Raw genomic sequence first — 20,487 nt, 5'->3', positions numbered from 1 at the left:
TAGTTCTTCAGACTACGTTCCTCATTACTATTGCTCATCCGCCCAATCCAAAAATCCGGACAACAAGCTCTCTTCTTCCGCTTCGTTTCCGCGAAGTTTCCCTTCCAACCGATCGATTCGCTTTTGATAAGCCTCTGCGTCGGCTTTGGACCTGTTTCGCAAAAGACTCCCACGCTTCTTCCACTGCTCATACGCTTGCTTCGTATAATGCAAAGCCTTCTCCCAATCCTTCAACTGATGCTCGTTCAGCTTGGCAGCCTCTATATACACCTCTTCCGGGATATATCCGGTGGACTGAATGCACGACTCCCATACGGTTAGGGCTTGGTGCCAATCCTTTTGCTTTTTGTACAGATGACCGATCGCGAGCTTGGCCCGGTTACTCCACGCATGCTCACTGTCTGCGACGAGGCGATAGCCTGTCATAGCGGCTTCCTGATCCCCAAGCGCGTCGTACCATCTGGCAATTTCGTAGCTTTCCTCGGGAGATACCGTTACGCTCCCTTGCCCTACCAATAGCCGTGTCATATGAATGTACATCGTAATCAGAGACAGGACGTCCGTCTCGTTGTGCCGCAGTACGCCTTCGATAGCATCTGGGTCTTGGGCATGCAAAAAGTCGAAATACCGCACCGGTGCCAAATAACCGGGCAAATCATCCTCGCGAAACACATCCAGCTTTTCCTGTTCGATGATACCCAATCGGCACGATTCCAGCTCCGCCTTCCACAGTCTCCTCGCCCCGTGCAAAAGGTCAAAATGACCAAAGGTAGGCAAAGCAGGTACTTGATCACGCACCAGTGTATGCCGCGTCCGCACCTGCGGCCAGTCAAAGGACTTTCCGTTGAAGGTCACCAGATGCGAAGACTTTTGTGCTTGTTCCAAAAACGATTGGTATAAGGTCACCTCTGCATGCGGGCCCGGGAGAAAATGCTGGCGCACCACGACGTGCTCCCCCTCGAAACGACTGTACCCCAAAAGAAAAATCGCATTGCCTGCCCCGCCTGACAGCCCTGTCGTCTCCGTATCGAAAAACAGCAAGTCTTCTGGCCTCCTGCCCGCAGCGGACAGCGGATGCTCTCGACCAGCCGCTTCCCACATACGGATCGCCTCATGCAGCTCGGAAAAGGCGTAAGCACCATGCTGCTGATCGATCGGATAGCGAACCTCGCGAATCATGACGTACTCGTCATCCCAGATGTAAGGCGATGCCTGCATTTCCTTCCACTTGTCGGCAAAAGGTATGTGTAGCTCGGCGTCGCTTTCCGCTGGTACAGCCGCCCTCTGCTCTTTCTGGAGAATGGGCGTTTCCGATTCGACTGTTTCGACTGCTGGCGCTACCGCTTTGTCCGTTTCCAGCGAGAGATGTCCCTTCATCCGTTGCAGCTTGGATTTAAGAGACATAAGTACTTCCCCCTTGAGCGATTCGCAGCAAGGTCATGGCTAGCCCCTTGCTGCCGTCATCTGTCGCTCCCACACAAGATGGACAGCCTGATTCACACGGGCAAGAGACAATCATCCGCTCAGCTTGCGTCAATATCGTCTCCATTTCCTTATACACTTGTTCACTCAAGCCGATGCCTCCTGGATAACGGTCGTACAGAAAAATCGTCGGCTCCTGTGAATGAACAGCCTTTCGTTGCGGTATCACGTGCAGGTCCATTGGGTCGCACATGACAAACAGCGGGGCTACATGCTGCAACACATGCGCCAAACCGACCAAGCCACGCTCCACATCCTCAGTCCCGATCTCACCCAGCAACGCTTCAGAAAAGCCGATCCACGCCGCATTTGTATGCAGTTCCTCTTCCGGCAAATGAATCGGTCCCGAGCCAATGTTTTCATGCGTCTCGAACTTGATTTTCTTAAAGATCGTCGCCATCGCATTCACAGCCACTTCTCCATAAGCCAACGTGCTCTGCGCATGTCGACGGGACTGATCTTGCTCCAAAACCTTCAACGAAACAGCCAGATTGGCGTCCGTGTAATAATCGACCTGCACTTCCCGGACATACGCCTTCTTTTCCTCGTAGTCCAGCTTTTCCACCTGGAATTGCGTCCCTTGATGCAGGTAGATGGCCTCGTCATGCAAGAGCGTCATGGAGCTGAAACGGTCCATTTCCCCAATGACACGCTCATTTCCCCGTTCACTGATGTCGATGATTACGACATTTTCCTGCGAGGCTGACCGCAGACTGATGTTGTGAGCCGGGAATGAATCGTTCATCCAGAACCACTTGCCCCGCGAGTAATGAAGCACCTGCTCCTCGGTCAAAAACTCTAGAATTTCTATGATTTCCGCACGTCCGAATGTATCTCCCTCCCGAAACGGCAGCTCGTACGCCGCACATTTGAGATGATCCACCAAAATAATCAGGTTATCGGGATTGATCCGCGCTGTCTCAGGACTACGGTCGAAAAAGTACTCCGGATTGGCGATCACATACTGATCCAACGGCGTGGAGCTGCCGACCATCACGACGACGGATTCCCCCTGCCGTCTTCCTGCCCGTCCTGCCTGCTGCCATGTGCTAGCGACAGAGCCCGGATAGCCAGTAATGACACAAGCCTGAAGCTGCCCGATATCTACCCCAAGCTCCAGCGCATTGGTGCTGACCACACCCATAATGTCACCATTGCGCAATCCGCGTTCGATCTCTCTGCGCTGGCTCGGCAAATAGCCGCCACGATACCCTTGGATCGTTTTCGGCCCAAGCTTGCGGCGAATCAACTCCTGCAAATACGTGAGCAAAATCTCTACACGTACACGGCTTCTCGCAAACAAAATCGTCTGTATGCCATTGGTCAAAAACTGCTCGGTAATGTCTCGCGCCTCCAATGTGGCACTGCGCCTAATATTGAGCTGCTTGTTGACCACAGGAGGATTGTAGAAAAGAAAATGCTTGATGCCAGACGGAGCACCATTGTTGTTGACCAGCTCTACCTCTTCTTCTGTCAGAGCTTCTGCCAATTGCTTCGGGTTGGCGATGGTCGCCGATGTGCAAATAAATTGCGGGTGGCTCCCATAAAAAGCGCAAATGCGCTTCAACCGCCGAATGACATTGGCGACATGACTGCCAAAAACGCCGCGATATGTATGCAGCTCGTCAATGACGATGTATTTGAGATGCTCGAAAAAGGACACCCACTTGGTGTGATGAGGCAAAATGGCGGAGTGTAGCATGTCTGGGTTGGTGATGACAATATTTCCTGCCTTGCGTACCATCTGCCGAATATTTGCAGGTGTATCACCATCATATGTTTCGGATTTGATCGAAAGGCCCATTTCCGTAATCAACTCATGCAGCTCGGACTTTTGATCCTGCGCCAATGCCTTAGTTGGGAACAAATAAAGAGCCCGCGCTTGCGTGTCTTCCGATAACGTCTGAAGGATCGGCAGATGATAGCACATGCTTTTTCCTGAAGCCGTGGGCGTAACCGCTACGATATGTTTCCCTTCGCGCGCATGGCGAAAAGACGTTTCTTGATGCGTGTATAAGGAAGAAATGCCTCTATTCGTCAGGGCCTCTCGAATTCGTCCGTCCAGCTCACTTGGAAATGGAACGGACTTTGCTTCACGAGCAGGAATGACCCTCCAATGCGCAATGTTATCGCGAAAACGTTCGTCTGTTTTTATGTGATCCAATATGGCTGCGATATTTTTTTTCACATTCATTTTCGTCACCTTCTTGCTACCATTTTACGAATGGACGTTCGGCATGTAAACATGGAATAAAGATCCACTTTGAACAGATACTACTACCAACCCAAGTACGTAGAGGTATGTTCATGAAAGACACTACTTTAACTTTTTTTCAGGTTGTCTGCATGCTGATGCTCACCATTGGCTTAATGAACCATGTAATTGTCATCCCGATTTTGATGGATGCCGCAAAACGGGATGCCTGGATTTCCGTTATTTTGGCCGGTGTCTTCTTCATTGTATGGGTCTGTCTTCTCTATTCGGCTGTTGCCAAAACCCGTCAGCAAAGTGTCTTTCTCTTGCTGAAAAAAGCGTACCATCCCGCTATTTCCAATATATTGGCAGCCATTGCCTGTGTCTATTTATTCATGATGTGCGCGATAACAATGAGAGATACCGTTACCTGGATTCATGTCGCGTTTTCCCCGAAAATGCCCACTATTTTCATCGCCTTCATGTTGGCGTGTATTTGTGTATGTAATGCATACTTGGGCATACGCTCCATCGCAAACACAGCGGTCCTTTTCCTGCCGCTTGTCATCTTTCTTGGATTCTTCGTCATGTCTGCCAACTACACGCATAAAAGCTATATTTTGCTAAAACCATTCCTGGAATACGGCATGCTCCCTGTATGGAAAGGTGTGGTCTTTGTCGGGGCGGGTTTGATTGAACTCATCATCCTTCTGTTCATGCAGCAGCATATTCGGTCCAAGTATTCACTACTGCCACTCTTGATCTTAGCTGTCATTTTAATTGGACTAACCTTTGGACCTGTTACGGGGGCCATTGCCGAATTCGGCCCTGAACAATCGGAGAAACTGAGATACCCTGCTTACGAGGAATGGCGCTTGGTTAATATTGGCCGATATATTGAGCACATGGATTTTTTAAGTATATACCAGTGGTTTTCCGGTGCCTTTATTCGGATGTCTTTGACGATCTTTCTCATTGTCGATATTCTTCGATTGAAAAGCAACGCGAAAAGAATGATGGTCCTTGTCTTGCTTTCTTCCCTTTTGGTTGCCATTGCCGTTCTCCCCTTCAGCGATAACGTGTTTTTAGACATGTTAACCGCTCATATCCTTCCATTTATGTTTTATACGATGGTCGTCTACTCATTCATCATTATCGTGCTCGTAAACTGGTCCAGTCGAAGGAGGGGAATGATTCATGAGGAGAAAAAAGGGGATTGATGTATTTGTCCCAAACGACCATCCACCATCCATTCCAGATGACCAGCCTTTAACCGAGGACTATTTCCGTCAATTGTTTGCCTCATGTGGAGATGTCATTATTGATACGATTAGCCTCCCTTACCACGGAAATGGGGAGGGTTCATCTCTCGTAACCATTATTTATTCAGAGGGTCTGTGCGATATCAAACAGATCAATCAATATGTGGTCCCAAAATTGTCCAAAATGCATCAAACGGCTCCCATGATGAGTTCTTTGGACATGCAGCAATATAGTGAGCTATTTTTGAAAGAGGTCTTCGATGATCGAAATCCTGATCATATTGTCAAAAAAGTATTCGAAGGGGAACTGCTCCTCTTCTTTCATTCGTTAAACAAGCTGTATTGGATGGAACTCTCCGATCCGCCGCAACGTGCACCCGAAGAATCAAATACAGAGGTCTCTGTAAAAGGACCGCGTGACGGCTTTACCGAAGAACCGCACATCAGCATCGGGCTGATCAGGAAGAGACTCAAAACCAATCGGCTCGCCGTAGAAGAGTACAGATTGGGTGATGAAACACACACAAAGGTCAATTTACTGTTTCTCAAAAATCGGATCAATCCGGATACCTTAGAAGAAATTCGCACAAAGCTTTCCAATTTGGAAGTACAGGCCCTTGTGAGCAACACGCAGTTGGAAGATATATTAACAGGCACCCGCATCCCCTTGTTTCCGCTGTTTGAGTATACAGGCCGGCCCGATTTTGCTGTGAACGCCCTGTTGCACGGAAAATTCGTCATCTTTGTGGAAGGGTCTCCTTCCGCCACCATTGCTCCTGTTACGCTGACCTATTTATTCAATACGCCGGAAGATGTCTACTCGTATTTTTGGTACAGCGCGTTTACCCGGCTCATGAGATTGTTCGGATTCATATTGGCCTTGTTTCTGCCTGGCTTCTGGATCGCCTTGATCACCTATCATCAAGACCAGCTCCCGTACACGTTGGTAGCCACACTTGTTTTATCCCGACAAGGCGTCCCTATCCCCGCCCCTTTTGAAGCGATCGTGATGCTCTTATTGTTTGAGTTATTTCGCGAAGCAGGCATGCGTCTTCCCATGGCTTTTGGCCAAACTTTGTCCGTCGTCGGCGGGCTGATCATCGGACAAGCCGCCATCAGTGCAGGCTTAACCGCTCCAGGGATTCTGGTGGTAGTAGCTATGTCCGTACTCTCTACGTTTTCGCTGGTCAATCAAGACCTCGTCGGTACGGTTAGCTTGCTTCGACTCCTTATCTTGATCGTTTCTGGCATGGCGGGGTTGTTTGGCTTTTTCATCATGGTTGGGATCATCGTGCTGTACCTAACCAATCTGCGCTCCTTTGGGGTTTACTACCTGGAGCCAATCTCTCCCCCTGTTTTTCAGGATCTGTGGAAAGTCATCTTTCGGATCCCTTGGGGAAAATGGGGGAACGTACCCAGAATGCTGCAAAAAACCAGATCAAACAAGGAGAATTAACAATCGCTATGCATAAACTACGATGTTTTTTCACAATTGTATTGATCTCTTCCCTGTTAAGCGGATGCTGGGGCGCCAGGGAAATCGAGCATATGATCTACGTCAATTCCATCGGTATCGACTATGTAAAAGGTAAATTTGTGTTTTACACGCAAATCATCAGTTTCAATAACATTGCCAAACAAGAAGCAGGCGGACAACGCAATCCTCAAACAATTTCCGTTGGCAAGGGAGAAGGAAGAACGTTGGATGAAGCCATCTTCAATCTGTACCGGACTGCCCAGCAGCGTCTGTCCTGGGGTCATATCAAGGCCATTGTTTTTACCGAGAACGCCTTGAAGAAAGATGTGATTAATCAATTATTGGATGTGATCGACCGATACTACGAATTCCGCTATACTGTATGGACGTTTGCAACCAAAGAGCCGATCGAAGACTTATTTAACGCCAAGCCGATTCTCAACATCTCCATTCTTTATTCCCAACTAAATGACCCGGAGGATATTTACCGACAAAGCTCTGTGGTAGCCCCCCTGTTCCTTTACAAGTTTATTTGGAAGTGGAAAGAAAGTGGACAAACCGTGCAATTGCCCATATTGAGTACCAACAAAGTACAGTGGACCGAAAACAAAAAAAAGCATCCCACCCTGCTCATGAGTGGCGTCTGCTTTTTGCAAAACAAGAAATTAAAGCTATGCCTGCCGCGCCCAGAAATCATGGGTCTACGCTGGTTGGATAAAAAAGCACGCCGTCCTGGCATTACCGTTTACCATAATGGTGAACCCATTACCACACTCGTCATGGAAAAGATCAAGCCTGCGATCATCCCTCAAGTGGAAGATGACAAGGTGACGTTTCATCTCAAGGTGAGTACAAAGGCAAACATGCCCCAATTGGTGAAAGCCGTTCCAGAGAAGGACTTGAGGGAATGGGCGGAAAAAAGCATTGCCGAGGAGATTATGCACTCGTACCAGTTGGGACAAAAAACACAGACGGATGTGCTTCAATTATCGGATGCGCTTTATCGACAAGACCCCAAGGCATGGCACAGGCTTACGAAAAACGGGGAGCTGCCCCTACGTCCCGATACGATTTCAAACATAGATGTAAAGCTACAGCTATTCGGGGGAAATTTGTCCAAGATACGCGAGCATAAATAAACCGATATCAAGGCCATCTCCGATAGAAAAAAGCCGGGACCAGTCAAAGACCACCCCCGGCTGTTTTTGTTTAGGAAAGCAAAAGTCAGTTAATGAAACAAGGATGCAAGATGATGCTCCAGCACTTCCGTAATCCGTTCCCCATTGACACGCTGCGGTTCGAGATAGGCATGCAGCGCCAGACCATCGATGACGGCATAGAGCTTTTCTGCTTCCATCTCTTTGTCCAGCTCTTTGCGTAATAGATTCAATTGATCAGCAGAGTCCAACAGGTTGCGGATGCCAGCATAGATCCCGTCATGCTGTGCGTCAAAGCCTTCCTTCTTGTGTCGGAAGTACACGGTAAAAGCAAACCACACTTCCATTTCGATCATCTTTTCTTGATTCGTAGGGAGAAGCTCCAAAAAGATTTTGGTGATTCTCTCTTTTGGTGCCCATTTTTCATTGGCGGAAATTTCAGCAATTCGAGCTGTCGCCCTCTCTTTTACGAGCTGCATGGCATACATCAACAGTTCATCCTGTGTTGCGAAGTAATGTCGCAGAGCACCTAATGAAAGTCCTGCTTCTTTTGCAATGCCCCTTACCGTCGCTCCCTCCATTCCTTGCTCGACAATGACACGCCACGTTGCTTCTGCTATTTGTTCTCTTCTTTTCTCATGATCGATTATTTTTGGCATAGTTGTATTTTAACAAGCTTTACAAGGGACAGGCAACTTTTAGTAATATGATTGTATTATTTTAGAAGCGATGATAAAATCCATTTTACTAGCACGGATGTATTATAAAGACTTCTCACGAGAAGAAACTTCAAAAAAGGGGACCTATTATAGTGAATTTTGTTGCATGGATGATTGTCGCATGCGAAATCGCATTTTGGGTGGTCATTGTACTTGGCCTTTTTACAAGGTACGTGCTCAAACAAAAAAAAGCCGGGCTTTTTCTTCTCGCCCTGACGCCTGTTGTTGATGTAGTTTTGCTCGTCGTTACGAGCGTGGATTTGTATCGTGGGGCTACCGCTACGATTCCTCATGCACTGGCTGCCGTTTATATCGGGGTATCGCTTGCGTTTGGGAAAAGCATGATTCAATGGGCGGATGAAAAATTTCAGCAATACGTCACCAAGCAAGGTAAGGCGAAACCCAAGTTATACGGCATGGAGTACGCCAAGCATTACGCTAAAAGCTGGTTTCGACATCTCTTCTCCTATGTAATTGGGGCGGCTCTCTTAGCGGGGACCATCTACTTTATCGATGATGCGGAACGAACTGCTTCTTTATGGCATATTCTCCGGCTATGGACCGTTGTTTTGGGGATTGATCTGATCATTACAGCCAGCTATTTTCTCTTTCCAAAGAAAGATAAGCGAGACACTACTCCCAACAATAATTGGTGAGAGGCTTTCCTTCCCAAACAATGCCCATGAGTTGACATCGACCTCCATAGTACGGCTTGGATGTTTGCATAACGGGTAAGCCGATGCATAGGCATGGTTAGTGGATGAAGTGAGACAAAACCTATGCCTCTCCAAGGATGAAGGAGGTTGCCCGAATGAATCCGCCAGACAAAGGGAATCCAATTCCTCAGCCGATGAGGAGAGACGGGACCGGATGGGTCGATCTCGGCCCACGGAACGTCATGCGTGATCGGCAAAATCCAAATATGCTAGTTCCTCCCGTCACAGATGCGGGCTTGCTGCCCAATCTGAAATTTTCCTTCTCAGATGCCTTCATGACATTAAATCATGGCGGTTGGTCCCGTGAAGTCACCATACGCGAGCTACCAATCGCCACTACACTTGCGGGTGTAAACATGAGCCTGACGCCAGGCGGTGTGCGCGAGCTGCACTGGCATCAGCAGGCGGAATGGGCCTATATGTTACTCGGCCGTGCACGAATTACATCCGTTGACCAACGCGGACGGAATTTTATCGCAGATATCGGCAAAGGCGATCTGTGGTATTTCCCTCCCGGCATCCCCCACTCGATTCAGGGACTAGAGGAAGGTTGCGAGTTTTTGCTCGTTTTCGACGATGGACATTTTTCCGATTTGAATACGCTATCGATCTCCGATTGGTTTGCTCATACGCCAACAGATGTGCTTTCCGCGAATTTTGGTGTGCCTGAATCAGCCTTTGCCAACATTCCCGACAAGCAAGTGTACATTTATCAGAGCGAGGTTCCGGGTTCCATCGAAGCAGATGAAGTGGAATCTCCATACGGAACCGTCCCCCTTCCTTTTTCCCATCGTTTACTCGCCCAACGCCCCCTCATTACACCCGGAGGCAGTGTGCGCATCGTCGATTCCCGCAACTTTCCGATCTCCAAAACAATCGCGGCAGCACTTGTAGAACTACGTCCCGGAGCCATGAGAGAGCTGCACTGGCATCCCAATAACGACGAGTGGCAATATTACATTTCAGGCCAAGCACGCATGACCGTTTTTATCGGAAATGGAAACGCTCGAACCTTTGACTACCAAGCAGGTGATGTCGGTTACGTTCCTTTTGCGACGGGGCATTATATCCAAAATACTGGGACGGAAACAGTGTGGTTTTTGGAAATGTTCAAGAGTGACCGCTTTGTCGATGTGTCGCTGAATCAATGGATGGCACTCACCCCGCATGAACTTGTCGCTTCCAACCTGTGTGTAGGCCCTCAATTACTGGATGCCTTGCGCAAGGATAAATGGCCGGTAGTCAAATATCCTGGATATGGCTATGTCACGTAAATGCAAGAAAAGACCAGCCCCAATGGACTGGTCTGATTTCTGTTCTGTGGAGAGCCATGCTTTATCATCCATGAATGGACGATTGTCTGGAAACCACCTTGGCATCCTTCAGGTTGCGATTTTTAACTCCCAGTGATAAGACAAAACAGATAAGCAAAATCATACACGCTAGCGCATACGGATAGTTGATATCTATATCGAATAAAAATCCAGCTACGATAGGACCTGCAATATTGCCAAGACTGGTAAAGGCTGAGTTAAGACCAGCAACATACCCCTGTTGATCCTTTGCAAGCATCGACATTTGGGTACTGATGGCCGGTCGCAAAATATCGATCGCCAAAAATACGATAAAGGTAACGGCAAAAATCATCCAAAATCCGTGAACAAAAAGCGTCAGAACAATAAACAAACCAGCAAAGAGCAGACAGACTGAAATGACCCTTTTCTCGCCAAAGCGATTCATAATCCAGCTAAAGGCAGTAAGCTGGACTACTGCGCCTGCTATTGACCCGAATGTAATGATAAACGCGATATCTTTCGGCTCAAATCCAAACTTATGGTCGACAAACAAGGAAAAGACCGTTTCAAAATTAGCCAGTCCGAAAGACATGACAAACACAATGATCAAACTGAAAAAATAAGGCTCTCGATAGGAGTGCATTAACTGGGAAAGAAGACCGCTTCGTTGTTTTTCACTAGAATGAGAGTCAGATAATGAATCTTCCGTAGGTTTCGATTCCTTGAGGATGAATAACGTGATGCATGCAGCAATCAGTCCCGCAATGCCTGCGGTATAAAAAGGTACGCGAATACCAAATTCAGCAATGTATCCTCCAATGCCTGGACCGATAATAAAACCAGTCGTAATGGCTGCCGTAATATACCCCATCCCGGCCGCTCGTTCTTCATTCGTTGTCATATCTGCTGAATAAGCCATTATGGCCGGCATAATCAGTGCGGCACTGATGCCGCCTAACATCCTAGAAACAAACAGCAGGACTGGAGAATTCGCTATACCGAACATCCCTTCTGAGATCGCAAACACAACCAAGCCGATTACAATGATCTTTTTTCTTCCGAATGAATCGGCCCATCGCCCGGCAATGGGGGAAAAAAGAAGCTGCGTTAGCGAAAAGGCTGCAACTAACAGGCCAATAGTCCCCCCGGTAATTCCCAAACTCTCCATGTACTTTGGCATAATCGGTATAACAAGCCCGATTCCCGTAAAGACAAGGAAAATATTAAACATCAGAATCAATAAGGCTCCCTGATTTTTTAATAATAAAGCCATTTCCTATCCCTCCAATCCATTACCTAAATACTGAATATCCATTCTAGATAGTCGCGTAAAAAAACTAGCGGGACGGTTTGGCAATTCCAAATAAAAACACATCCATCGCTAACCGAAAAGTTGCCAGCGCTTCCTCTCGTTCCATTCGGCGCGAGTGTTGATTTAAACCAAACATCAGACTGTCCAAGATAATAGCGACTCCGGTTACATTCGTTATTTCAAATTCGCCGTTATCGATCCCCTTCTGGAGCAACTGTTGATTAAAGTCAATATAGCCTTGGATCATTTCGTTGATACGCTCCTCCACATCCGAAGGCTTCTCCAACATGTCGAAAAATTCATCAGCAGCCTTGGTCAGCGGATGGTTCATAAAATCGGTCGCAAAATGTTCAGCCATTCCGTACAATTTATCGATCGAGGTCGTATAGAGCTGTTCCTTTGCCAGCCACTGCTCTTCCCATTCCCTGTTCCAAGCTTCAATCAGATGTAAAAACAGCCCTTCCTTGCTCTTGAAATGATAATAAATGTTGCCGCCGCTGTATCCAGTAGCTTTCACGATATCTTCTATTGATGTGGCCTTGTAGCCTTTTTGCATAAATAAAATTCTGGACGCGTCCGCTATCTTCTTCTTTGTCTGCTCTGTTTGCTGCTTCTTTTTATTCAACGGTTCTTCACCAACTTCCCACCCTATAATACTGAACTTTCATTCAGTATTATAAGCGTTACATACATAGTTGGCAAACCTGAAGAGCATTTGGGTTTGAGTCAACATAGTGGAGGAGAAGAAAAAGCACAGGTCTCTACGACTCTGACACGCCAACTGGGGGATTGACTGTCCGTCTACACTTCCAAAAGGGGACCGTCGAGCCAAAGCCACCCTACGGGCGGAAGTTTCTCAAGGAAGAAGTGTTCGACAAGCGTGGTCCTCTTTTGGAAGTTCCGACTGGGTAGGCGTTGTCAAGGTCTACGAGTTCTGTGCTTTTTCTTCTCACCAGCTTTATTGGTTCGTGAGACCTGTCAGTCTAAGAAAGCAATAGACCGTACAATGCCCCGGTTACCACAACCAGCCATGGCGGCAGCTTCCAGTGCTCCAGCATGATAAACAAAATAGCCGCTACGATAAAATCCATCGGGGCAAGAATGGTACTTGTCCAAATCGGATCGTACAAGGCTGCGAGTAAAATACCGACGACCGCTGCATTCACACCTATAAGCATTCCTTGGATCTTGGAATTTCTCCTTAAGGAATTCCAAAACGGCAATGCGCCGATGACGAGTAAAAAGGCCGGTAGAAAAATGGCTATAGTAGCCACTATCGCACCGACTCCACCTGCAATCAATGCTCCTAAATAAGCGGCAAATGTAAACAATGGACCCGGTACTGCTTGTGTAGCCCCGTAGCCCGTCAGAAACGCTTCTTGCGTTACCCAGCCTGTCGGGATCACTTCCCTCTCTAGCAAAGGCAATACGACATGACCTCCGCCAAAGACAAGTGAGCCCGCTCGGTAAAAGCTCTCAAACAACGCTACTAAGGAAAAGCCTGTGCTCTCTCGGAGGATGGGCAGCACAAGCAAAAGTCCGAAAAAAACCATCCAGCACGCAATGGCTAGTCCACGACTGATCGGCACACGAAATTCAGGGAGATCCGAACCTTTTTGCTGCCGAAAGATAAGCAATCCTGCTATTCCCGCTAGAATCATGACTGTGACCTGACTCCATGCAGAATGCCACAACAACGTGATGGCAGTAGCGGTGATCGCAATCGTCACCCGTGTTCGATCCGGGGCCAGCTTTTGACCCATCCCCCATACGGCATGAGCAACAATCGCGACAGCTACTAATTTTAGACCGTGAATCCAAGCAGCACTGCCACTGTCCACTCCTTGTAGAGTGAACGCAAATAGCAGGAGCGCCAATACCGAAGGCAGAGTGAAGCCAATCCATGCAGCAACCCCTCCCCACAATCCGGCTCGCATGATCCCAATACCGATCCCTACCTGGCTGCTTGCGGGACCAGGGAGGAACTGACAAAGCGCAACCAAGTCAGCGTAGCTTTGCTCATCCATCCATTTTCTTCGTCGAATGTATTCGTTGTGAAAATAACCGAGATGCGCGATGGGACCACCGAATGAAGTCAATCCCAGCTTGGCAGAAACGAGCAGAACTTCAATCACAGCTTTCCATCTACTTATTTGGTGCCCGGTTTCTTCCAGGAGATTATTCTTCACTTCGCTGTACACCTCTTTCGCTTTTCGCTTCATCATACAAGCTATTTTATTGCTTTTCCTACCCTTTCATTGTAAAAAGATCATGAAGAAGGCCCCGTATCGATACGGAGCCTAAACACTGCTATTCCATCCGAAATACCGGTCCTCGTGCCACGAACGGCAGGTTACTCCCCTTCGGCAGCATGATGGCATGACTACGAGTTACTTTGATCCGATCACATTCCCCATCGGTAATGATCAAAATCGGTCCGTCCTTCGGAAAATCAGTTGCTTTCTCCAGCATGTCAATGCCCGGCTGCAGGATCGTTCCCCCGCGTCCTTTGACTTTGACACGACCTGCAATGTCCTCAGGAGAAAGGTAGCCCGCATCATGCGCCTGCGCATCACAAAAGACCACGCGCGCATACGGAACATCTCGCGCTTCACTGTAGCTCGCGATCGCTCCCAATGCTTTGCCGAGTAGCTTGGTATCCATCGAGCCGGATGTATCGATCACGACGCCAAATGTGCGTGCAAGCCGATCCGTTTCCCGAAAGCTCCAGGCAGGACGGGCAATGTCGGGTGTTGAGGACTGTCTGCGGCTTGCCCTTGCATACGTGCGACTCTTTTCCAACGGCGGAAAATGCTCGTCAAACCAACGAGCAAGCTGAACATCCCACGGAATAGGCGGTTGCCCCAAGGCGCGAATCTCTTCTACCAAGCCCGCAGGCAAAAGCCCTCTCCCTTTCTCCTGATGGTAGATCAAGCCTTGCGACATCGCATTGCGATAAAAGTCATCCAGCGTCGTTCCCGGACCCTTTTCCCAAAAACGCGGATCGTCGCCATCCAGAATATCACCCATACCGATTCCTCGTAAGGTGTAAAGCTTGCGATACGTCCGCATGTCCGTCACGATCCGATCGTAAATCGCCTCTGCCGAGAGTCCCTTCAAGTCTGGGTCGTACAGTCCGCCGATTTGCGGAAAACGTCCGACACCGAGCTCCATCAGCCATTGATTAATCACGTAATCGCAACTGACATTCCAGTAATATGGGTCGCGCCCCTGGCAGCGTTCGTGGTGACGAAGTCCTGCGTGCAGTAGCTCATGTGCCATCACGAATTTGCATTCCTCTTCATCCAAGCCCGCCGCAGGATTGATGAAGATTTCGTTGGATGTGACATCAATGGCTGCCACCGAGATTTGCAGCCGTTGGCAGATCTGCGAATCCTCGATAATCGTGAAATGACTCGCTAACGAAGCTAGTAATGGATAATGATTGATGAACCAGCGCTTGGCCTTTTGTGCCTCAGACAGCTGGTTCTCTTCATTCCCGAGAGCATCGGAATAGCCGCCCGCTACGCTGACAGCACTTTGCACCGCTTGCGCCAGCCCGATCCCCAAAAGGCGCTCCCACTTCACATCTCGATTGTAGGTGCACCGGACATATTTATCTGAGAAAAGCATGTCTGCCTGTTTTTCTCCGCCCGTTCCATACAACTTCAAATGCTCCGGCACCCCATGCTCCACGAACCATTCATACAGCTCTTCTTCGCTCTTTCCCGATTTATCCAGCTCAAAGGCCATTTCAGCAGGAGGCTTCCCCAGCTTCATGTCTCTCAAAAAACGCGTAATATAACAATCGCATGCGATGTTCCACAAAATTGGCTGCTCTTTTTCCACAAAATGTCCGAAGCCCAAATGCAGCAGCGCATGTGCGAGAACATAAATCCATTCCCCAACTTCCCCTCTGCGCTTCGGATGAGCGTACAAGCTGCCTTCCCGGGTCACGACTACCCAACCATTATCTGGACAAATACTTCGCTCGGAACGTATAAAGTGCGCTCGCGAGGACAGGGGACCAAACATCGGGTGATGACCCAAAAAATGGACGGCCTGCTCGTAGTTTTGCGTCGACGGGTCGTTTTTAACTCCTCGGGCCATTAGCTATTTGCCCTTCCTATCCATGGCCAATCGCGGTAAATCACGAATGACCTCCACGACGAACCAGTCTGGCAATCCGTCGCCATCCTCGTGTCGCGCCACTATCATCTGTGCCATTTCCAGTGAGATGGACGCGAGCTCCTTCAAGAGACCCTTCGCTCGGTGCGCAAACCGTTTATGCTGCTCCCCAACGGAGGCTTTATCCGCTGGCAGTTCTTTTTTGATCTGCGAACGGAAAGAATCGGCCAGAAAATACAGGACGTCCCGATCCTCTGGGGCCGTCGGGAAAGAAGCCTCTCCCTCCAAAATACGGTTGAGCTGGTATTTACCCTGAATATTCTTGTGAAAAGCCCGAAATTGAGCAGCATGCTGGGGTGTCAAGCATCCGTAGGCCAGTACCCCCACCATCTCTGTCGTCAAGTTTTCACCGAATTCGTTCAGGGCATCAGAGAGCATGTGCCATGAACGCGGAGTAGAAAACGGTTCCTCGCTCTTCGGTGGCTGTGACCACAAATAGTCCGGGCGCACCTCTAAAAATTGCAGCACGTAGGAATGAATGCCGTTGCTGTACGCCCACTTCATCCATTGTTCATACGAAACTAGCAATTGGACATGGAACATCCGGTTGATCAGAGCAGACGACATCGGTTTGACAATCGCGCTATCCTGCGCGCGGTTTCCTGCTCCAATCACAATGGACCCTTCTGGCAGATGATAATCGCCGATTCTCCGCTCATGAATCAGACTATAAAACGCCTTTTGCACTTCTTGCGAGCATGCATTCAATTCGTCAAGAAACAAGCAGTACGGTTCTTCTCGCGCAATTTGCGCAGGTGGGCAAAATCTGCTTTTCCCGTCTACGATCTGTGGGACACCAATAATATCCTCAGGTGCCAGCTGACTACCCAATAACGATACGCAAGGCAGGCCCACCTGCTCGGCAAACGCCTCGACGAGAGACGACTTGCCTATTCCCGGTGCGCCCCAAATAAATACGGGACGAGCTACCGCAACGTTTAGCAGCACATCCATTAGTTGCTTTTGCGTGACTTGGATTCCTAGATTCATTTCATACCCTCACTTGTTTGATTGATTTTTGCGGCAATCTACCTCTTTTCGTAATTGATTTCCATTGACTAGAGCGACCGTCACACCACAAATATTTCCTAATATTACAAGAAGATTGATTAAGGAGCAAGAAAGAAAGGCATCACATGGTAAACCGTACCTGATTAAAAACAATGACACCGACCAATCCCCTCATGCACAGTGTCGGAATAGGATGAAAAGACATGGAGAAAGAAGGAGGACGTTTCATTTGTCACAAGTAAATATCCCCAACATTACGCCGCTCATTACTATCACACAAAGCCAAGTCGCAAACTTGCTACTCGCATCCATCGCATTGGAAGAGCTTGGTTTAAGTCATATCATTAACGCTGAGGCGGAAAAGCTTCAATATGTCCTTGGTACGCTTCCGGGATTAACAGGTCCCCCTGCAACCATAAGTGATTTGCTGAACGTGAATTCTAGTGTAGTAAATACGCTCAGAGAGATAACAAAGAAAGAAATTCTGCTGAACAACAAGCTGAATTCTGTATTAACAGCACCGTTTATTGCTAGTCTTACAGGACCAACGGGAGCCACTGGAGTAACTGGTCTACCAGGAGCCACCGGAGCAGGTGGAACAGGAGCAACAGGGGCTACGGGCGTTACAGGCGCCACGGGCGTTACAGGCGCCACGGGCGTTACTGGTGCTACGGGCGTTACAGGTGCCACGGGCGTTACTGGTGCTACGGGTGCTACAGGCGTTACTGGTGCTACGGGTGCTACAGGCGCCACGGGCGTTACTGGTGCTACGGGTGCTACAGGCGCCACGGGCGTTACTGGTGCTACGGGCGCTGATGGCGCTACGGGCACTATTGGTGCTACAGGAGCCACCGGTGTAACGGGTGCTACAGGTACTATTTCCAGTGTTTTCGGTAACTTCTGGCTATCCTCCGCTATCGATATTTCGCCCAATACGATCGTCCCGCTTAATGTGGTGAATGCAGACAATTCACTTGGCTTTTTGCTCGCTGGCGGGCAAGTGACCGTACCTGCAAGCGGCATCTATCTCATCAGCTATCGTGTTACTACTGCACAGGCTAGTGAGGTGTCTTTCATTATCAGAAGGAATGGCGCCAATATTACGGGCTCTGCCGGAACCTCAAGCAGTTCGGATAGTGCAGGGGATGGGAATGCAATCGGCATGGTTACCTCTTTCACCCGATTAGTAGCAGGTGACATCGTAGACATATTCCGTACGGGAGGTATCGCAGACCAGTTTTTGCAAAGCTTCGCAGACGGAACGACGACGGTGACCAGCTTCCTCACTTTAGTGAAGATTGCCGACTGATCCACACATAAATCATTTCTCCACTCGGAGCCGCAGCTACGACTTGATTCTGGCTGTCGTTGCGAGTGAAGCTCTTGCTGCGGACAAGCCTACTTCTCCTCTTTATGTAACATTCCTTTTTTTACCACGTCACATAGGCAAAGGGGGAATTACAAAAGATGAGAAAAATTATGAAAGCCAGTGGCATCACCCTATTGGTCACATCCTTGATCGGATGCAGCTCGAGCGAGCAGTTCTTATCAAGAAGCGAAAGTGGAAACAAAGCAACAGCATCTGTTGAGCAAGGTCAAAACAATCAGGTAGCCTCCAGTCCAAGTCCTCCCAGCCAACTAGCTGATTACGCCCTGAAAAAATCGGGCGATCCTCTCCCCAATGACATGTACTTCAAAGATTACGGCACCAACCAATTTGTCCCTACGGCGAAGGACCGCCTGTCTACTTTTGCCGCTGATGTGGACAGCGCCTCTTACACCATGATGCGCAATTTTATAAAAGACGGGAATCTCCCGCTAGCAGAAGCCGTTCGGGTGGAGGAATTCATCAACTTCTTCCCCACCTCGTATCCCGCGCCTACCAATCAGACATTTGCGATTCAGGCCGATAGTGGCCCCTCACCCTTTCAAAAAAATCTTCAAGTAGTGCGAATCGGGATCAAAGGAAAGGAATTACGCGCAGAAGAGCGAAAGCCCGCTACTCTCGTCTTTGTCATTGATGTATCTGGCTCGATGAATCAGGAAAACCGATTAGAGCTGGTGAAAAAAAGCTTACATGTTCTTGTCGATCAACTCCAACCTACAGATTCAGTAGGGCTCGTCGTCTATGGATCAGAGGGACGCGTTCTTTTGCCCCCAACCTCTGCCGAGGACAAACATGCGATTTTATCAGCCATCGATCAACTGCAACCCGAAGGCTCCACCAATGCGGAAGAAGGACTCGTGCTTGGTTATGAAATGGCGGCCCGCGCCTTCAAGCCTGGTGCCATTAACAGGGTGATTTTATGCTCCGACGGTGTGGCCAATGTAGGAGAAACAGGGGCGGAGGGCATTTTGCGTTCGATCGAGGACTATGCACGAAAAGACATTTACTTGAGCACCTTTGGCTTTGGCATGGGGAATTACAATGATGTCCTGATGGAGCAATTAGCGAATAAAGGGGAAGGCAGCTACGCCTACATCGATACGTTTTCCGAGGCTCGCCGCATTTTTATGGAATCATTAACGGGCACCCTCCAAACGATCGCTCGTGACGTGAAAATTCAGGTAGAATTCGACCCTAAGAAGGTAGACTCGTATCGCTTAATCGGTTATGAGAACCGCGATGTCCGCGACAAGGATTTTCGCAACGACAAGACAGATGCGGGTGAAGTCGGCGCTGGCCATAGTGTGACCGCTCTTTATGAAGTGAAGCTCTCAACCCCTGTCCATACAGACCTCGGGACGGTTCGCGTGCGCTATCATAATGCCTCTTCCCAAAAAGTAGAGGAAATCTCCGAGCCCGTGAAGGTGCAAAATGCCTTGTCTCCTGATGTGACGTTCCTTGCTGCTGTAGCAGAATACGGGGAAATATTGCGGGAGGGTCCTTATGCCGAAAGAAGCTCCCTTCCCGATGTACTCAAACTGGCGGAAGCCACAGCTACCGGAGAGGAACAGCTCGAATTTGTCCGCTTGGTTAAAGATAGCATGGCAATCAGCAGGAACTAATGCTTGTTCCTAGGCTCTAGTGTCGTGCCTGTACCACATCCAAATATAAACCATTATTCCAATCGCCGAACCGATTAGCAAAAATGTGATGCCGTAATGACGTATATAAACGACGACCTTGAGCCACTCTTTCTCAAGCGCCCGTCCCAACAGTAAAAAAGTGACACTCCAAAGAAATGCGCCGGCGTAAGCAAAAATAGCAAACCGTCGAAACCCCATCGCAGAAACTCCTGCCAAATAGGCGGTAATATGACGGACGCCAGGCAAAAAATAGCCGATGAGCAGCAGGTATGGACCGTACTTGGCAAACAGCTTTTGGGTTGACTCTATTTTTTTCGGCGTAATATGCAAGTACGGTCCAACCTTCATAAGCAACGGTAGCCCCCACTTCCACGCGATGGCATAGCTAACCGAAATCCCTACTGCCGCTCCCAAAAAGGCACTCAGCACCGTTAATGGCATATGCAAAACACCGCGAGAAACCGCGTAGCCAGCATACGTCATTAGTACCTCATCGGGTATGGGGAGCCCTACAACACCGAGTGTGAGCGAAAAAAAGATGCCGACATATCCATATTTCATCAAAAAAAGATCGAGATGTTGCTCCACGGCTACCTCCAATAACGTTATCCTATTTTATTGTATTCTCTCCCTATTCTTTGACA

Annotated in this window: 16 protein-coding genes; 7 read left to right on the top strand and 9 right to left on the bottom strand. The window is 48.7% G+C overall.

Annotated features, from left to right (window positions below; genetic code table 11):
- Nucleotides 1-27 precede the first annotated feature (27 nt).
- Together E8L90_RS27600 and E8L90_RS27595 are read right to left on the bottom strand one after the other, a co-directional pair.
- A complete protein-coding gene (locus E8L90_RS27600) occupies nt 28-1,404 on the bottom strand; it encodes a ribonuclease H-like domain-containing protein (RefSeq protein ID WP_137032525.1) in 1,377 nt (458 codons plus the stop codon).
- A complete protein-coding gene (locus tag E8L90_RS27595) occupies nt 1,394-3,676 on the bottom strand; it encodes a DEAD/DEAH box helicase (protein ID WP_137032523.1) in 2,283 nt (760 codons plus the stop codon). Before E8L90_RS27595 ends, E8L90_RS27600 begins: the two co-directional genes overlap by 11 nt.
- Before the next feature lie 113 nt (nt 3,677-3,789).
- Here E8L90_RS27595 and E8L90_RS27590 point away from each other — a divergent pair, with 113 nt between their 5' ends.
- The 3 genes from E8L90_RS27590 to E8L90_RS27580 are packed head-to-tail and all read left to right on the top strand — an operon-like array spanning nt 3,790 to nt 7,554.
- The gene (locus tag E8L90_RS27590; protein WP_137032521.1) at nt 3,790-4,896 is read left to right on the top strand and encodes a GerAB/ArcD/ProY family transporter; all 1,107 of its coding nucleotides are present in this window, start codon (nt 3,790-3,792) and stop codon (nt 4,894-4,896) included.
- Complete coding sequence (locus E8L90_RS27585) at nt 4,874-6,394, top strand: spore germination protein (RefSeq protein ID WP_137032519.1); 1,521 nt, start codon at nt 4,874-4,876, stop codon at nt 6,392-6,394. Before E8L90_RS27590 ends, E8L90_RS27585 begins: the two co-directional genes overlap by 23 nt.
- Before the next feature lie 8 nt (nt 6,395-6,402).
- Nucleotides 6,403-7,554 (top strand): Ger(x)C family spore germination protein, encoded by a 1,152-nt coding sequence (locus E8L90_RS27580; RefSeq protein ID WP_137032517.1) that lies wholly within the window; start codon nt 6,403-6,405, stop codon nt 7,552-7,554.
- A gap of 89 nt (nt 7,555-7,643) precedes the next feature.
- Here the strand turns inward: E8L90_RS27580 and E8L90_RS27575 are convergent, their stop codons facing one another.
- Nucleotides 7,644-8,231, bottom strand: a complete 588-nt coding sequence (locus E8L90_RS27575) for a TetR/AcrR family transcriptional regulator (RefSeq protein WP_137032515.1) — start codon at nt 8,229-8,231, stop codon at nt 7,644-7,646.
- Between the two features lie 152 nt (nt 8,232-8,383).
- Here E8L90_RS27575 and E8L90_RS27570 point away from each other — a divergent pair, with 152 nt between their 5' ends.
- Both E8L90_RS27570 and E8L90_RS27565 read left to right on the top strand, forming a co-directional pair.
- Nucleotides 8,384-8,947 carry a YEATS domain-containing protein gene (locus E8L90_RS27570; protein WP_137032513.1) on the top strand — a complete coding sequence of 188 codons (564 nt, stop codon included), beginning with the start codon at nt 8,384-8,386 and terminating at the stop codon, nt 8,945-8,947.
- A 155-nt stretch (nt 8,948-9,102) separates the two neighbouring features.
- The gene (locus E8L90_RS27565) at nt 9,103-10,281 is read left to right on the top strand and encodes an oxalate decarboxylase family bicupin (RefSeq protein ID WP_137032512.1); all 1,179 of its coding nucleotides are present in this window, start codon (nt 9,103-9,105) and stop codon (nt 10,279-10,281) included.
- Nucleotides 10,282-10,345: 64 nt separating this feature from the next.
- Here the strand turns inward: E8L90_RS27565 and E8L90_RS27560 are convergent, their stop codons facing one another.
- The 5 genes from E8L90_RS27560 to E8L90_RS27535 all read right to left on the bottom strand — a co-directional run bounded on the left by E8L90_RS27560 (nt 10,346) and on the right by E8L90_RS27535 (nt 16,792).
- Nucleotides 10,346-11,575, bottom strand: coding sequence for an MFS transporter (locus tag E8L90_RS27560; protein ID WP_137032510.1), 1,230 nt, complete (start codon nt 11,573-11,575; stop codon nt 10,346-10,348).
- A gap of 64 nt (nt 11,576-11,639) precedes the next feature.
- Nucleotides 11,640-12,239: a TetR/AcrR family transcriptional regulator gene (locus tag E8L90_RS27555; protein ID WP_137032508.1), complete on the bottom strand. Its 600-nt coding sequence runs from the start codon at nt 12,237-12,239 to the stop codon at nt 11,640-11,642.
- Nucleotides 12,240-12,597: 358 nt separating this feature from the next.
- Nucleotides 12,598-13,803: a chromate transporter gene (locus E8L90_RS27545; RefSeq protein WP_167497625.1), complete on the bottom strand. Its 1,206-nt coding sequence runs from the start codon at nt 13,801-13,803 to the stop codon at nt 12,598-12,600.
- A gap of 121 nt (nt 13,804-13,924) precedes the next feature.
- Nucleotides 13,925-15,724, bottom strand: a complete 1,800-nt coding sequence (locus E8L90_RS27540) for a vWA domain-containing protein (RefSeq protein ID WP_137032504.1) — start codon at nt 15,722-15,724, stop codon at nt 13,925-13,927.
- A 3-nt stretch (nt 15,725-15,727) separates the two neighbouring features.
- A complete protein-coding gene (locus E8L90_RS27535) occupies nt 15,728-16,792 on the bottom strand; it encodes an AAA family ATPase (protein ID WP_137032502.1) in 1,065 nt (354 codons plus the stop codon).
- A 250-nt stretch (nt 16,793-17,042) separates the two neighbouring features.
- Here E8L90_RS27535 and E8L90_RS27530 point away from each other — a divergent pair, with 250 nt between their 5' ends.
- Both E8L90_RS27530 and E8L90_RS27525 read left to right on the top strand, forming a co-directional pair.
- Entirely contained in the window at nt 17,043-18,122 is a 1,080-nt protein-coding gene (locus tag E8L90_RS27530; RefSeq protein ID WP_137032501.1) for an alpha-helical endospore appendage domain-containing protein, read from the top strand.
- Between the two features lie 158 nt (nt 18,123-18,280).
- Nucleotides 18,281-19,822, top strand: a complete 1,542-nt coding sequence (locus E8L90_RS27525; RefSeq protein WP_137032499.1) for a vWA domain-containing protein — start codon at nt 18,281-18,283, stop codon at nt 19,820-19,822.
- Between the two features lie 9 nt (nt 19,823-19,831).
- On the opposite strand, the gene E8L90_RS27520 is transcribed toward E8L90_RS27525, so the two are convergent.
- Nucleotides 19,832-20,443 carry a DedA family protein gene (locus tag E8L90_RS27520; protein ID WP_137032497.1) on the bottom strand — a complete coding sequence of 204 codons (612 nt, stop codon included), beginning with the start codon at nt 20,441-20,443 and terminating at the stop codon, nt 19,832-19,834.
- Nucleotides 20,444-20,487: the final 44 nt, after the last annotated feature.

This window comes from Brevibacillus antibioticus, from assembly GCF_005217615.1.
Lineage (GTDB): Bacteria > Bacillota > Bacilli > Brevibacillales > Brevibacillaceae > Brevibacillus > Brevibacillus antibioticus.
The sequence above is the reverse complement of the archived record's forward strand: the minus strand, read 5'-3'. Positions and strand labels throughout refer to the sequence as shown.